We start from the raw sequence: 15,090 nt of genomic DNA, 5'->3' as shown, positions 1-15,090 counted from the left end.
CCATGATCAAACTCTTCAGTTTAAATCATACAAGAATCCGAAGATTCTCTATTCTTGCTCAAGACAAAACTCAATTTCGACGAGTCACTGTCCTGATATTTCGTGTCCGAAATACCTCGGCCAGCGCCCACACGAATTACTTGGTTAACTTTTTAAAGAGCGTTGAGCGTCTGCTCAATCAAGGCCGCGTATTCTACATCGAATCCCGACCCTGTCAACCGTTAATTTTCAGCGTTTTCAAATCTCTCAAATCCGCTAAAAACCGTCCGGCTTACTGCTTCAAACGAGGCGCGCATTCTACACTGAACCGCCACCTTGTCAACCGCTTTCTGAAGAAATCTGAAAACCATTTTCTTCAAAGCTTTCAAGCAGTTACCCCCTCGGGCCGCCCCTGTCTCAGTGGCTTGTCCCTCAGAAGTGGTGCGCATTCTACAGCCCTCAGGAAAACTGTCAACGACCAATTTCGGTTTATTTTCCCGGCCTTCGGTTTCCACCTACTCGGCTGCTCAAATGCCACCCAATCCGGTCAACTAATAACCTTTTTCAGCGTCTTTTGGCCGCTCTCAGCGGAACCAGGGAATGCCAGCCGAACCAATACCCTCTTATGGCAAGCAAAAAGACCACCACCAACCCATAAATCACCATTTCGGTGATATCGCTCCTGGCCTGGAAGATAAAATGCAACCACACCAGAGCAACAGCCGGATAGATCAAACGGTGCAGCGGTTTCCACCGCCGCCCCAACCTGCGCACCATCGCTTTGGTGGAGGTGGCCGCCAGGGGGATCAACAGCAGAAATGCCAGACTTCCGAAGATAATGTAGGGGCGTTTGGTGAACGTCGCCCACAGATCGGTCCACCCCAGGATGAACTGCAAAAACGCCATCAGGTGGAGGGCTGCATAAAAGAACGCAAACAAACCGACCATCCTGCGCACCTTTATCCACCCGGACCAATGGGTCCAGCGGGCCAGGGGAGTCATGAACAGAGTTACGATCAGCAACTGAAGTGCCGACAGGCCGAGCGTCTCGGTCACCGTCTGCCCCGGATCGGGGCCGAGGGAGCCCGTGGCGATATCGAGGAGCAGTAATGCAAGTGGCACACAGGACAGCAGGAAGACCAGTATTCTGAACGGCAACATCGGAATGGTCATGGTTGGTCGTACATTCCCTTAATAGTACTTGGTCAGGTCCATACCCTTGTACAGGTGGGCAACCTGCTCGCCATAACCGTTGAACTTCCGTGTTTCCATCCAGTTGGGGCTTAACAGTCCTGACGGCAACCGGCGCTCACGCTTCTGGCTCCAGCGCGGATGGTCCACCTCCGGGTTCACGTTGGCGTAGAAGCCGTACTCCTGCGGAGCAATCATCTCCCAGGTGGTTTTCGGCCGCTCTTCCTGGAAACGGATCTTCACGATGGATTTGATACTCTTGAAGCCGTATTTCCAGGGCACAACCAGCCGCATGGGCGCACCATTCTGCTTCGGCAGGGTTTTACCGTAGAGTCCGACCGCCATGAAGCTCAGCTCGTTCATGGCTTCATCCATCCTCAGACCTTCCTGGTAGGGCCAGTCGATGGTACTGAACAGTGAACGCTGGGCCCTCATCTGGTCCGGGTCGTGGAGCGTCTCAAAATAGACGTATTTGGCCCGGGAGTTCGGTTCGAAACGCTTGAGCATGTCCGCCAGGGGGATCCCGATCCAGGGAATCACCATGGACCAGGCTTCAACACAGCGCAGCCGATAGATGCGTTCCTGGTAGTCATGGGGACGGACCAGATCTTCCAGGGCATAGGTTCCGGGCCTGTCGCACTCCCCCTCGACGATCACCGACCATGGATCCACGGACATCTCGTCCGCGTACTGGGCGGGATCGCCCTTCCCGGTTCCAAACTCGTAGAAGTTGTTGTAGCGGGTTACATCTTCATACGGGGTTTTCTCCTCGTCAGTGGAGAAGCCCGGCATGGCTGTAAATTCGAGGGATTCGCCCTGTATCGGCAAGGCTGCGGCGTCCACAAGGCGAGGCACTCCGGCGCCAGCAAGGGCAGCCGCAACCATGCCACCCATGAAACGGCGGCGGTCGAGGTAGACCGATTCGGGCGTGACGTCAGAATGGGAAAGTGCCCAGGACGGGCGTTTCTTGATAAGCATCGGGAATCTCCGGTTAACCAGAAGCCTGATTGGTTGACCGGAGTATCCCGTCAGAATTCCCCGGGCGCCGGGCCCGGGGCAATAACTGCAGGGTTGTTACGCCTTATTGACGGCGTGGCTTGCCGCGAAACAGGGCGCGGGCAGGTCCGGACAACGCATAGAGCAGGAACACGGTAAACAATACGGTTGCCGGGTCCAGGGCGATCACCACAAGGATAAGGACCACGAGCAAGATGGCAGCGAACGGCACGCGGCCCCGCATGTCCAGATCCTTGAAGCTCCGATAGAGAATATTGCTGACCATCAGCACCCCGGTACCGCCGACCACGATGACTGTCAGCATGGTCAGCCAGGTGGAGGGCTCGAACTGGTGGAAGCACCAGACCAGACCGGCAACACAGGCGGCCGCGGACGGACTGGCCAGCCCGACAAAGAACTTCTTGTCCACTGAACCGATCTGCGTATTGAAGCGGGCCAACCGCAAGGCAGCGCCGGCAACATAGATGAACGTGATGGCCCAGCCGAACTTGCCAAGGCCGTTCAGGGACCAGAAAAAGGCCACCAGCCCCGGCGCCACGCCGAAGGCCACCATGTCTGCGAGACTGTCGTACTCCTCGCCGAACTTGCTCTGGGTGTTGGTCATCCGTGCGACACGGCCATCCAGGCCGTCGAGGATCATGGAAACAAAGATCGCAATCGCCGCGTTATCAAAGACACCGTTGGCGGCCGAGACAATCGCATAAAACCCCGAAAACAAGGACGCGGTAGTCAGCGCGTTCGGCAGCAGATAAATACCCTTGCGACGGACGGGCGCTCCTTCGACCAGCTCCTCTTCCACGACCTCACCGGAATCGATCTCAGGGTCCTGGGTCTCTGGCTGTTCATTCTTGAAGGTGGCTTCTGCGTCGACAGATTTTTTCTCTTCAGTCATTCCTGGAACTCCGGAAAGCATTTGGGCGGAGTATATACGAAAAACGCGGCCACCCGGGCCGCGTTTTCGAAAACTGTGCCGGGAATCCGGATCAGTTCTTGTCTTTGTCCACGATCTTGTTGGCAGTGATCCACGGCATCATGGAACGCAGCTTCTCACCAACCACTTCGATCTGGTGGGCGGCGTTATCACGACGGCGCGCGGTCATGGACGGGTAGTTCAGGCTGCCTTCGGAAATGAACATCTTGGCGTACTCACCGCTCTGGATGCGCTTCAGAGCATTGCGCATGGCTTCGCGGGACTGCTCGTTGATGATCTCCGGGCCAGTCACGTACTCGCCGTACTCCGCGTTGTTGGAGATGGAGTAGTTCATGTTGGCGATGCCGCCCTCGTACATCAGGTCCACGATCAGCTTCAGCTCGTGCAGACACTCGAAGTAGGCCATTTCCGGTGCATAACCGGCTTCAACCAGGGTCTCGAAACCGGCCTTGACCAGCTCAACGGTACCGCCACACAGAACGGCCTGCTCGCCGAACAGGTCGGTTTCGGTCTCGTCCTTGAAGCTGGTTTCGATGATGCCGGTACGGCCGCCACCGATGCCGCTGGCGTAGGACAGGGCCAGGTTCTTGGCGTTGCCGGAAGCGTCCTGGAAGATGGCGATCAGGTCAGGGATACCGCCACCGTTGGCAAATTCGGTGCGAACAGTGTGGCCCGGAGCCTTCGGAGCCACCATGATCACGTCCAGATCCTTGCGCGGAACGATCTGGTTGTAGTGGATGGCGAAACCGTGGGCGAAAGCCAGGGTTGCACCCTCTTTCAGGTTCGGCTCGATCTCGGCCTTGTACAGCTGAGACTGGTACTCGTCAGGAGTCAGGACCATGACCACGTCAGCGGCGGCGACGGCAGACGGCACGTCGCTGGTCTTCAGGCCATAAGCTTCGGCCTTGGCGATGGAAGAAGAGCCCGGACGCAGACCGACGGTCACGTCAACACCGGATTCTTTCAGGTTGCACGCATGGGCGTGGCCCTGGGAACCGAAACCGATGATGGCAACTTTCTTGCCCTGGATGATGGAAAGATCACAATCCTTATCGTAATAAACCTGCATGAGAAACCTCTGTTATTTGTGATGGCCCCGCAGGGCCATGATGTTCGAACTTGTCAATTCTGGCCGTTACAGGCTCAGCACCTTCTCGCCGCGGGCAATACCGGACACCCCGGTACGGACCACTTCCAGAACTCCGGAAGTACCGACTGCCTGGATAAAGCCGTCGAGCTTGTCGCTGTCGCCCGCCAGCTGAACCGTGTACACCGAGCTGGTGACGTCCACGATCTGGCCGCGGAAGATATCCACCGTGCGCTTGATCTCGGCGCGCTGGGAACCGGTGGCCTTCAGCTTCACCAGCATCAGCTCGCGCTCGATGTGGGCGCCTTCGGTCAGATCCACCAGCTTCACCACTTCAATCAGCTTGTTCAGCTGTTTGGTGATCTGTTCGATGACCTTGTCAGAACCGGTGGTGGTAACGGTCAGACGGGACAGGGTCTCGTCTTCGGTCGGCGCCACGGTCAGTGTTTCAATGTTGTAGTTGCGCTGGGAAAACAGGCCAACCACCCGTGACAGCGCACCCGGCTCGTTTTCCAGCAAAACAGAAATGATTCGACGCATGATCACACCCTCTCCGTCTTGCTGAGCCACATGTCTTTCATGGAACCGCGGGCTACCTGCATCGGGTAGACATGCTCGAAGCGGTCGACATAGATGTCGACAAACACCAGCTTGTCTTTCATCGCCAGGACTTCCTTGAGCTTGGACTCAAGGTCCTCCTTCTTCTCGATGCGCACGCCCACGTGGCCATAGGCTTCCGCCAGCTTGATGAAGTCCGGCAGGGACTCCATGTAGGACTGGGAGTGACGGGACTCGTAGTTCATGTCCTGCCACTGCTTCACCATGCCCAGGGCCTGGTTGTTCAGGTTGATGATCTTCACCGGCAGGTTGTACTGCTTGCAGGTGGACAGTTCCTGGATGTTCATCTGGATACTGCCCTCACCGGTGATGCACAGCACCTCGTCGTCCGGATGGGTAAGCTTGACACCCATCGCCGCCGGCAGGCCGAAGCCCATGGTGCCGAGGCCACCGGAGTTGATCCAGCGATTGGGCTTGTCGAACTTGTAGTACTGGGCCGCAAACATCTGGTGCTGGCCCACGTCGGAGGTGACAAACGCCTCGCCGTTGGTCAGCTTGCAAAGCAGTTCGATCACTTCCTGCGGCTTGATGACATCCGGGCTGGTTTCGTAACGCATGCCGTGGAACGCCCGCCACTCGTCGATCTGCTTCCACCAGGAAGCCAGCGCGTCGGCATCGGGCTTGTCCTTGCTCTCTTTCACCAGGGCAAGCATCTCCTTGAGCACCGCATCCACGGGGCCGACGATGGGCACATCCGCTTCCACGGTCTTGGAGATGGAGGCCGGATCGATGTCGATGTGGATGATCCGGGCACCCGGACAGAACTTCTCGGTGGCGTTGGTTACCCGGTCGTCAAAACGGGCGCCGACACAGAGAATCAGATCCGAGTGGTGCATGGCCATGTTGGCTTCGTAGGTGCCATGCATGCCCAGCCAGCCCAGATGCTGCTTGTCGGATGCCGGGTAACAGCCGATACCCATCAGGGTATTGGTGAGCGGATAACCCAGCATGCGGGTCAGCTCGGTCAGCTGGTTCGAGGCCTTGCCCAGGATCACACCGCCGCCGGCATAGATAACCGGGCGCTTGGCCGCCAGCAGCATATCGACCGCTTTCTTGATCTGGCCAGCGTGGCCACGAATGGCCGGATTGTAAGAGCGCAGCTTGACCTTCTTCGGATAGGAATACTCATAGCGCTCGTTCGGCGTGGTCATATCCTTGGGGATATCCACCACCACCGGGCCGGGACGGCCGGTCGCGGCAATGTAGTAGGCCTTGCGAATGACTTCAGGAATTTCCTCGGGGTGGCGCACGCTCAGGTTGTGCTTCACCACGGGACGGGAAACACCGATCATGTCGGTTTCCTGGAAGGCATCCTCACCAATGAGGTGGGAGGCAACCTGACCACACAGAACCACCATGGGGATGGAATCCATGAACGCGGTGGCAATGCCGGTAATGGTGTTGGTGGCTCCAGGACCCGAGGTCACCAGTACGGTACCTGGTTTTCCGGTCGCGCGGGCGTAGCCGTCGGCCATATGGACCGCCGCCTGCTCGTGCCGTACCAGAATATGCTTGACTTTGTCCTGCCTGAACAGCGCATCATAAATATGAAGGGCTGCACCACCCGGATAGCCGTATATGTATTCGATACCTTCATCCTGAAGGGACCGGATCAGCATATCGGCGCCAGACAATAACTCCACGATTTTCTACCCTCTTCTACGAGTGAATGAGCCGGGTTTCGCCCCGGTTGCCTGGATTCACGGTCTCCCTGCTTCTTGTGAAAGCGGAACCGGCTTGCTCCTCCACACCTGCAAAATAAGAGGTTGTCTCCTGGCCAGCCGCCCTCCTGAGGGTTGCGGAGAACGACCAATCAACGGGTTGCACGTAAGCAACAACCAGCGCACATCGGGACCCGATGTGTTCAGTGTGGTGATTAACGGGGGATACTCGCTCGGGATTGCCTGCCGAATTAACCCCAGTTTCAGGCAATCGCCAATTCTGACAGCGCGAAACTCCCTGTCAATAGCCGCCGGCCGTTAATCCACCCAATATGACCGAAGGTCTGCCATACTTGGAGAATCCGGGCCCCGAGATTTGAACCAGACGAAAGAAAATCGGCGTTCCGGATGGCATGATAGACTTCACCAATAATTCCAACCGGCAGCGGAATCTGACCGGTAGCAAACCACGGCGAGTAGATCCATGAACAGAAAAATCCTGATGTTGACCCTGTTAATGGCTTTGGTACCGGGCATTGCCCACAGCGGTTCCGTCTACAAATGGACGGACGAAAACGGCGTTACCCATTTTGGTGACCGCCAGCCCACGGGCAGCAAGGCCGAGCAGGTCAGTGTCCGTTCCGGCAAGGGTTCCACCAACGCGTCCAACCGAACCAGCCCCCAGGAGCAGGTGCAGGCCATGGAGCAGGAAGCGGAAAAGCGCGAACTGACCGAGCGTGAACGGGCCGAGATGGAAGCGATCCGCAAGCAGCGCGAGGCCAATTGTGCGACTGCCCAGTCCAACCTGAGAATCATCGACAGCAATGCGCGGATCCAGGTGGAGGAAGACGGCGAGCGGCGGTACCTGTCACCGGAAGAGATTGCCGAGCAGCGGATGCGGTTTGAGGAGATTGCCGAAGAGAATTGTGGGCCGATGGAAGAATGAGGGGTGAAGGTGGGGTCAGATGAAGGCTTTCATCTGACCCCGTCTTAGATGTAACCCCGAGTCAGGCTTGAAAATGGGGTCAGAAGAAAGCTTTCTTCTGACCCCGACTTCAAATCCCGGCTCTGTCCGATACCGATCAGGCCTTCTCGAACACCAGCTGGTGATCCTTCACCGTGCCGCGAATGGTATCCCCGGACACAAACTCTCCCTGCAGCAGCTTCTGCGCCAGCGGATTCTCGATGTTGCGCTGGATCGCCCGCTTCAGCGGCCGTGCACCGTAAACCGGGTCGTAGCCCACTTCCGCCAGCAGATCCATGGCCACGTCGTCCAGCTCCAGCTTCATGTCCTGTTCCTTCAGGCGCTTGCTCAGACCGGCGATCTGGATCTTGGCGATGCCTCGGATCTGGTCTTCCGCCAGCGGATGGAACACCACCACTTCGTCCACGCGGTTGATGAATTCAGGGCGGAAATGGGTGCCTACCACTTCCATCACCGCATTCTTCATGGCCTCGTAGTTCTCCTCACCCGCTTTCTGCTGGATGATGTCGGAGCCCAGGTTCGAGGTCATCACGATAACGGTGTTGCGGAAGTCCACCGTGCGGCCCTGGCCATCGGTGAGGCGACCATCCTCAAGTACCTGCAGGAGGATGTTGAAGACATCCGGGTGCGCCTTCTCCACCTCATCCAGCAGCAGCACTGAATACGGGCGGCGGCGTACCGCTTCGGTCAGGTAACCACCTTCCTCATAACCGACATAGCCGGGAGGCGCACCGATCAGGCGAGCCACGGAGTGCTTCTCCATGAACTCGGACATGTCGATTCGCACCATGGCTTCCTCGGTATCGAACAGGAAGGATGCCAGGGACTTGCACAGCTCGGTCTTGCCCACCCCGGTCGGGCCGAGGAACAGGAACGAACCGTTGGGCCGGTTCGGATCGGACAGGCCAGCGCGTGAACGGCGGACCGCGTTGGAAACAGCTTCCACCGCCTCGTCCTGACCGATTACGCGGCCATGGAGGGCCTCTTCCATGCGCATGAGCTTGTCACGCTCGCCTTCGAGCATCTTGGATACCGGGATGCCGGTCCACTTGGAAACCACCTCCGCGATCTCCTCGTCGGTGACGCGGTTACGCAGCAGCTCCATTTTCTTCATCTCGGCCTGACCAGCCATTTCCAGCTGGCGCTCCAGCTCCGGAATCTTGCCGTACTGCAGCTCGGACATGCGGCCGAGATCGCCGGCACGGCGGGCATTTTCCAGATCGATCCGCGCCTGCTCCAGGTCGCTCTTGATCTTCTGGGAGCCGTGCAGCGCCGCCTTCTCGGAATTCCAGACTTCCTCCAGGTCGGCGTACTCGCGCTCGACACCGGAAATCACGTCAGACAGTTCTGACAACCGCTTTTTGGACGCCTCGTCCTTCTCTTTCTTCAGGGCCTCGCGTTCGATCTTCAGCTGGATCAGCCGACGCTCGAGACGGTCCAGTGCCTCGGGCTTGGAGTCCATCTCCATGCGGATCTGACTGGCGGCTTCGTCCACCAGATCGATTGCCTTGTCCGGGAGCTGCCGGTCGGTGATGTACCGGTGGGACAGCTTCGCTGCCGCGATGATGGCACCGTCGGTGACTTCAACACCGTGGTGAACCTCGTAGCGCTCTTTCAGGCCACGCAGGATAGCGATGGTGTCCTCTTCACTCGGCTCGCTGACCAGGACCTTCTGGAACCGGCGCTCGAGGGCGGCATCCTTCTCGATGTTCTCGCGGTACTCGTCCAGGGTGGTGGCGCCAACGCAATGCAGCTCACCCCGGGCCAGAGCCGGCTTGAGCATGTTACCGGCGTCCATGGAGCCTTCGGCCTTGCCAGCGCCGACCATGGTGTGGATCTCGTCGATGAACAGGATGATCTGCCCTTCCTGCTTGGACAGCTCGTTCAGCAGGGCCTTCAGGCGCTCCTCGAACTCACCGCGGAACTTGGCACCGGCGATCAGTGAGCCCATGTCCAGGGACAGCACCTTCTTGTCCTTCAGGCCATCGGGCACTTCGCCGTTGACGATGCGCTGGGCCAGACCTTCGACAATGGCGGTCTTACCCACGCCCGGCTCACCGATCAGTACCGGGTTGTTCTTGCGCCGGCGCTGCAGCACCTGGATGGTGCGACGGATCTCGTCGTCACGGCCAATCACCGGGTCGAGCTTGCCTTCGGCGGCACGCTCGGTCAGATCGATGGTGTACTTGGACAGGGCCTGGCGGTTTTCCTCGGCACCCGGATCGGTGACGGCCTCACCACCACGAACCTCGTCGATGGCCTTTTCCAGGGCGGCCTTGTCCACGCCCTGCTCCCGCAGTACCCGGCCGAGGGAGCCCCGGTCTTCCAGGGCGGCCAGCAGCATCAGCTCACTGGAGATGAACTGGTCCTTGCGCTTCTGGGACAGTTTGTCAGCCATGTTGAGCAGGCGGCCCATGTCGTTGGACATGGAGACATCGCCGGCAGAGCCTTTCACTTCCGGAAGGTTCTCGATTTCCTGGGCGATGGCCTGGCGGATGCGTGCAGGGTCGGCGCCGGCCTGTTTCAGCAACGGTTTAATGGAGCTGCCTTCCTGGTCGAGCAGTGCCTGCATCAGGTGCAGGGGCTCAATGAAGTTGTGGTCCTTGCCAACCGCGAGCGACTGCGCGTCCGCCAGTGCGGTCTGCAGTTTGCTGGTGAGCTTGTCGATTCTCATGTTTCCGTTTCCCCAAATCAGTTAGCGGATATCTGGCGAACCCTTTGGCGGTTCGGTTATATCCAAATTGCTTTGCATTTAAATGTAGGGGCGGCGGGAGGGACTTCAAGCTGGGGTGGTTTTATTTTGGGCTAAATTGACCACCGTCATGTGTGTTCGGAGCAAGCGATGGGCTGGTGGAGCTTCCCGGAACACGCCGTAAATACATCCATGTAGGCTTGACTGCAGCATCCATGCTGCAGACAGTTCCGGGAAGCTCCACCAGCCCATCGCCCGAACATTCGCGGGTAGACTCGCAGGCGCTAGTTCATCCAGATCAGCGTCGCCATACGCCCTGTCTTACCATCACGCCGATAGGAGAAAAACCAGTCACGGTCGCGAACGGTGCAGAGGCTGCCGCCGGAGACGGAGCGGACGCCGGCACTGGCCAGGCGTTGACGGGCCAGTTGGTAGATGTCGGCCAGGTAGTGACCAGCGCGCGCGCCCTCTTCTTTGAATGCCCTTGCGGCGTCCGGGTCGTGTGATAGGAATGCGTCACGCACTTCCGGGCCGACTTCGAATTGTTTGGGGCCGATGGCCGGGCCGAGCCAGGCGATCAGTTCATCGCCGGGCACGGCCATGGCGCTGATCAGGTTTTCCAGCACGCCGCCGCACAGGCTTCGCCATCCAGCGTGGGCGGCACCGACAACACTCCCGGTTCGGTCGCACAACACCACCGGCAGGCAGTCGGCGGTGAGGATGGCGCAGGCAATTCCCGGTTCCCGGGTAAAGCTGGCATCCGCCTCCGGGACCGTGGCGACGTTGTCGGCGGTGATCTCCACCACTTCGGTGCCGTGGACCTGGTTCAGCCAGGCGATACGGGAGGCGTCCAGGCCGGTGAATTCGGCCAGGCGCTGTCGATTGGACTGAACATGGTCGGGGTTGTCCCCGACATGACTACCCAGGTTAAGAGTGTTCCAGGGTGGCTGGCTGACACCGCCCTGGCGGGTGGTGCACAGCGTCTGGACATTTCTGGGTGCGGACCAGTCGGGGCGAAGGACGAGCTGCTCAGAAATCATGGCTCTCGAGTTCCCGGACGTGTTTGCGCAGGGCTTCGATCAGATGAACCATGTCCTCCGGCAGCGGCACTTCCCAGCTGAGGATTTCACCGGTTTCCGGATGCTCGAGAGTCAGCTGCCGGGCGTGGAGCGCCTGGCGATTGAAGCCGGAGAGCACTTCCCGCAATTCCTCTGTCGAGCCTTTGGGCAGGCGCATGCGGCCACCGTAGAGCTGATCGCCCACCAGGGGATGCTTCACATGGGCCATGTGCACCCGGATCTGGTGGGTTCGGCCGCTTTCAAGCTTGCAGCGGATATGGGTATGGGCGGCGAAGCGCTCTACCAGGCGGTAATGGGTGACGGCCGGTTTGCCGCTGGAGACCACGGCCATTTTCTTGCGCTCGCGGGGGTGTCGGCCAATGGGGGCGTCAACCGTGGCGCCGCCGGTGAGTGTGCCCACCACGACGGCGTCATACTCGCGCCCCATGGTGCGGGTCTGGAGCTGGTCGACCAGCGAGGTGTGAGCAATCAGGCTCCGGGCCACGACCATGATGCCGGAGGTGTCTTTGTCCAGCCGGTGGACGATGCCTGCGCGGGGCAGGTTTTCCACTTCCGGGGCGTAACTGAGGACGGCATTGACCAGGGTACCTGCCGCGTGACCGGCCGCCGGATGCACCACCAGCCCCGCTGGCTTGTTGATCACCAGCAGGTGTTCGTCCTCGTACACGATATCCAGCTGGATATCTTCCGCTTCCCAACTGACCTGCACTTCCGGCTCGGCATCCAGTTCGATGACGTCATCGAGCATGACCTTGTCCCGGGGCTTTCGGGCCTCGCCGTTGACGGTCAGGGTGCCGTCCTTGATCCAGCCCTGCAGGCGGGAACGGGAATGCTCGGGCATCAGTGCGGCAGCAGCCTGGTCGAGCCTGCGGTCGCTCAGATCGGGTGGAACAACAAATCGTGCGGTAATTCGGTTTTCAGATGACATCAAGCCCCCGGGGCCGGTGTGTTACGTTTTGATCAGATTCTGGCAATCGGGCGAGGTAACCTCTGCACATGGGCCGACTTCCCCGCTACAATGGCCGCTGCTCAAAAACTTTTCGACATTATACGGGATTCCGGCATGAGATCAGTTGTTCGTTTGCTGTTGCTGTCCACCCTGGTGGTCATGATCAGCGCCTGCGCCAGTAACAAACAGGAGGAAGTCCTGCCGGAACAGACCTATTACGAGAATGCCCGCCAGGCGATGGACTCCGGCAACTTCAATGAAGCCGAGGAGAGTCTGGATGCCCTGGAGACCTATTACCCGTTCGGCCGGTACGCCGAACAGGCCCAGTTGGACCTGATCTACGCCCGCTACCAGAACCTCGATCTGGAAGGCGCCCGGGCCGCGGCGGACCGTTTCCTGCGGCTGAATCCGCAGAGCGACCATGCCGACTATGCCCTGTATATGCGTGGACTGGCTTCCTACAACCTGGATCTCGGCCTGGCGGCCCGCTACTTCCCCATCGATGTAGCCGCCCGCAACCCCGGTGAACAGACCCAGGCGTTCCGGGATTTCTCGCAACTGCTGAACCGCTACCCGGACAGCCCCTATGCCAGCGACGCCCGCCAGCGCATGATCGCCATCCGCAATCGCATGGCCGAACTGGAGCTGCACGCCGCCAACTATTACATCAAGCGCGAGGCCTATCTGGCGGCCAATAACCGGGCGCGCTATGTGGTCGAGAACTATCCCTCCGCCCCGGCCGTGGAAGAAGCCCTGATCATCATGGCCGAGACCTACCAGTTCCTGGACCTGAAAAAAGGCGCGCGGGACAGCATTGCCCTGCTTCGGGAGAATTTCCCGGACAGTGAGGCGTTCAATGAGGACGGGGAGTTTGTGGCGGACCGGTTGAAAGGGGAGAACCGGTCGTTGATGAATGTGGTGACGTTCGGGTTGATGGGGGACGAGTGAAGTTGGAGCCGGACGCTAAATTGGGGTCAGATGAAGGCTTTCATCAGACCCCTGAGTTGGACCCCGGAGTTGACGCCTGGCTCAGAAGATTGACCTGAAGATGGGGTCAGATGAAAACCTTCATCTGACCCCTGCCTGGCGGCCGGACTCCCGAGCTTGACCCGAACCCGGGGTCTGAAGAACGCTTTCTTCTGACCCCATTTTCAATCACACCGCTACTTCCCACTCTTCCAGCCATTGGTAATCGGATACCGCCGATCCTTACCAAACCCGCGCTCGGTAATCCGCACGCCGATCGGCGCCTGCCGGCGTTTGTACTCGTTGATATCCACCAGCCGAATCACCCTCGCCACATCAGTGGCATCAAACCCCTCCGCTACTATGGCCTCGGCGCTGAAATCCCGCTCGACATAGAGATTGAGAATCTGGTCCAGCACATCGTATCCCGGCAGGCTGTCTTCATCCTTCTGGTCCGGGGCCAGTTCCGCTGAGGGCGGGCGAGTGATGACCCGTTCCGGGATCACCGGGGAAACGGTGTTGCGGTAGCGGGCCAGTCGGAACACCAGAGTCTTGGGCACATCCTTCAGCACATCAAAGCCGCCAGCCATGTCCCCATACAGCGTTGAATATCCCACTGCCATCTCGCTCTTGTTGCCGGTAGTCAGCACCAGGGAGCCAAACTTGTTGGACAGAGACATCAGCAGCACACCGCGCAGTCGCGCCTGCAGGTTCTCCTCGGTGGTGTCCGGCTTTGTGCCCTCGAACGGCTTCGCGAGGGTCGCCATGAAGGCATCGTACATCGGCTCGATGGAGAACACGTCGTACTGCACGCCCAGGGCGTTGGCCTGGGCCTCGGCGTCCTCCAGGCTCATGCTGGAGGTGTAGCGGAACGGCATCATCACGGCTCGCACCCGGTCCTTGCCCAGGGCATCCACCGCGACCGCCAGAGTGACAGCCGAATCGATTCCGCCGGACAGCCCCAGTACCACGGATTTGAACCCGTTCTTGTTCACGTAGTCCCGGACCCCGGTGACCAGGGCACTGTAGACATTAGATTCAAGAGACGGCTCCTCGGGCAAGGACTGGGACACCGGCTGGCAATGGTGATCACAGATAAAGTCGACCGGGTACAGTCCCTCGCTGAACTGCGGCGCTTCGGCCATCAACGCACCGGAGTGGTCGTAGACCATGGAGCCGCCGTCGAACACCAGTTCATCCTGCCCGCCGATCAGGTTCACGTAGACAATACTGACGGTATTCTCCCGAGACTTGCGCTCCAGCAGAGCCTTGCGGCTCGCCTGCTTGTCGATGTCGTAGGGCGACGCATTCAGGTTCAGGATCAGCCGGGCGCCGGCTGCGGCGCAATCCTCCACCGGCCCGTCCTTCCAGATGTCTTCACAGACGGTGATGCCGACCGGAATACCCCGGATATCCAGGGTTAGCACGTCCCTGCCCTCGGCAAAGTAGCGCTTTTCATCAAATACCTGGTAATTGGGCGGGAAGCGCTTGAAGTAGCGGCCGGTGATCTCACCCCTCTCGATCACCACGGCACCGTTGTAGAGCAGCCCGTGGTGGCGCAGAGGTGCTCCAATGACGATCGCCGGCCCCAGGTCCGCGCCCCGGATCTCCTCCAGAGCCTCATCCACCCGCAGGTCCAGGCTCGGGCGCAGCAGCAAATCTTCGGGCGGATAGCCGGTCAGGCAGAGTTCCGGGAACACTACAATGTCCGCCTGGTGCTCGGTAGCCGCCTTACGGGTGGCGTCAATCACCAGCCGGGCATTGCCGGGAATATCCCCTACCAGGAAATCCAGCTGGGCCATGACGACCCGCAGCTTCCGGGCAGGCGATTGGGAGGACGGGGCGTTCCCGGACACGGACATAAATCGGCTCCTGTAACTCATTGCCATGAAAAGGCTATTATAACCCCGCGAGGGCGAGAATTTCTTCCGACCA

12 protein-coding genes are annotated in these 15,090 nt (G+C 59.4%); 2 read left to right on the top strand and 10 right to left on the bottom strand.

Annotated elements, in window-relative coordinates:
• Window positions 1-543: 543 nt before the first annotated feature.
• From BM254_RS15610 to BM254_RS15585, 6 genes are all read right to left on the bottom strand, one after another.
• Window positions 544-1,152 (bottom strand): protein-methionine-sulfoxide reductase heme-binding subunit MsrQ, encoded by a 609-nt coding sequence (locus BM254_RS15610; RefSeq protein WP_245777457.1) that lies wholly within the window; start codon window positions 1,150-1,152, stop codon window positions 544-546.
• Window positions 1,153-1,170: 18 nt separating this feature from the next.
• Window positions 1,171-2,148: a protein-methionine-sulfoxide reductase catalytic subunit MsrP gene (msrP, locus tag BM254_RS15605; RefSeq protein WP_092005811.1), complete on the bottom strand. Its 978-nt coding sequence runs from the start codon at window positions 2,146-2,148 to the stop codon at window positions 1,171-1,173.
• Between the two features lie 103 nt (window positions 2,149-2,251).
• Window positions 2,252-3,079: a CDP-diacylglycerol--serine O-phosphatidyltransferase gene (pssA, locus tag BM254_RS15600; protein ID WP_092005809.1), complete on the bottom strand. Its 828-nt coding sequence runs from the start codon at window positions 3,077-3,079 to the stop codon at window positions 2,252-2,254.
• Window positions 3,080-3,170: 91 nt separating this feature from the next.
• Complete coding sequence (gene ilvC, locus BM254_RS15595) at window positions 3,171-4,187, bottom strand: ketol-acid reductoisomerase (RefSeq protein ID WP_092005806.1); 1,017 nt, start codon at window positions 4,185-4,187, stop codon at window positions 3,171-3,173.
• A 66-nt stretch (window positions 4,188-4,253) separates the two neighbouring features.
• Entirely contained in the window at window positions 4,254-4,745 is a 492-nt protein-coding gene (ilvN, locus tag BM254_RS15590; RefSeq protein WP_092005803.1) for an acetolactate synthase small subunit, read from the bottom strand.
• 2 nt (window positions 4,746-4,747) lie between these two features.
• Window positions 4,748-6,466, bottom strand: coding sequence for an acetolactate synthase 3 large subunit (locus BM254_RS15585; RefSeq protein WP_092005800.1), 1,719 nt, complete (start codon window positions 6,464-6,466; stop codon window positions 4,748-4,750).
• Window positions 6,467-6,968: 502 nt separating this feature from the next.
• Between BM254_RS15585 and BM254_RS15580 the strand changes: the two genes are divergently transcribed.
• On the top strand, window positions 6,969-7,430 hold the full coding sequence (locus BM254_RS15580; protein ID WP_092005798.1) for a DUF4124 domain-containing protein: 462 nt from the start codon (window positions 6,969-6,971) through the stop codon (window positions 7,428-7,430).
• A 136-nt stretch (window positions 7,431-7,566) separates the two neighbouring features.
• Here BM254_RS15580 and clpB read toward each other — a convergent pair whose 3' ends face one another.
• The 3 genes from clpB to rluD all read right to left on the bottom strand — a co-directional run bounded on the left by clpB (window position 7,567) and on the right by rluD (window position 12,168).
• On the bottom strand, window positions 7,567-10,143 hold the full coding sequence (gene clpB, locus BM254_RS15575) for an ATP-dependent chaperone ClpB (RefSeq protein WP_092005795.1): 2,577 nt from the start codon (window positions 10,141-10,143) through the stop codon (window positions 7,567-7,569).
• Window positions 10,144-10,445: 302 nt separating this feature from the next.
• A complete protein-coding gene (gene pgeF, locus BM254_RS15570; RefSeq protein ID WP_092005792.1) occupies window positions 10,446-11,201 on the bottom strand; it encodes a peptidoglycan editing factor PgeF in 756 nt (251 codons plus the stop codon).
• Window positions 11,191-12,168 (bottom strand): 23S rRNA pseudouridine(1911/1915/1917) synthase RluD, encoded by a 978-nt coding sequence (rluD, locus tag BM254_RS15565; RefSeq protein WP_092005789.1) that lies wholly within the window; start codon window positions 12,166-12,168, stop codon window positions 11,191-11,193. Before rluD ends, pgeF begins: the two co-directional genes overlap by 11 nt.
• A gap of 135 nt (window positions 12,169-12,303) precedes the next feature.
• Between rluD and BM254_RS15560 the strand changes: the two genes are divergently transcribed.
• A complete protein-coding gene (locus tag BM254_RS15560; protein ID WP_092005786.1) occupies window positions 12,304-13,137 on the top strand; it encodes an outer membrane protein assembly factor BamD in 834 nt (277 codons plus the stop codon).
• Between the two features lie 215 nt (window positions 13,138-13,352).
• Here the strand turns inward: BM254_RS15560 and BM254_RS15555 are convergent, their stop codons facing one another.
• Window positions 13,353-15,017: an NAD+ synthase gene (locus BM254_RS15555; protein WP_092005783.1), complete on the bottom strand. Its 1,665-nt coding sequence runs from the start codon at window positions 15,015-15,017 to the stop codon at window positions 13,353-13,355.
• Between the last annotated feature and the right edge of the window lie 73 nt (window positions 15,018-15,090).

The sequence above is a fragment of the Marinobacter pelagius genome, from assembly GCF_900114925.1.
In the GTDB taxonomy this organism is placed as follows: Bacteria; Pseudomonadota; Gammaproteobacteria; order Pseudomonadales; family Oleiphilaceae; genus Marinobacter; species Marinobacter pelagius.
The sequence above is the reverse complement of the archived record's forward strand: the minus strand, read 5'-3'. Positions and strand labels throughout refer to the sequence as shown.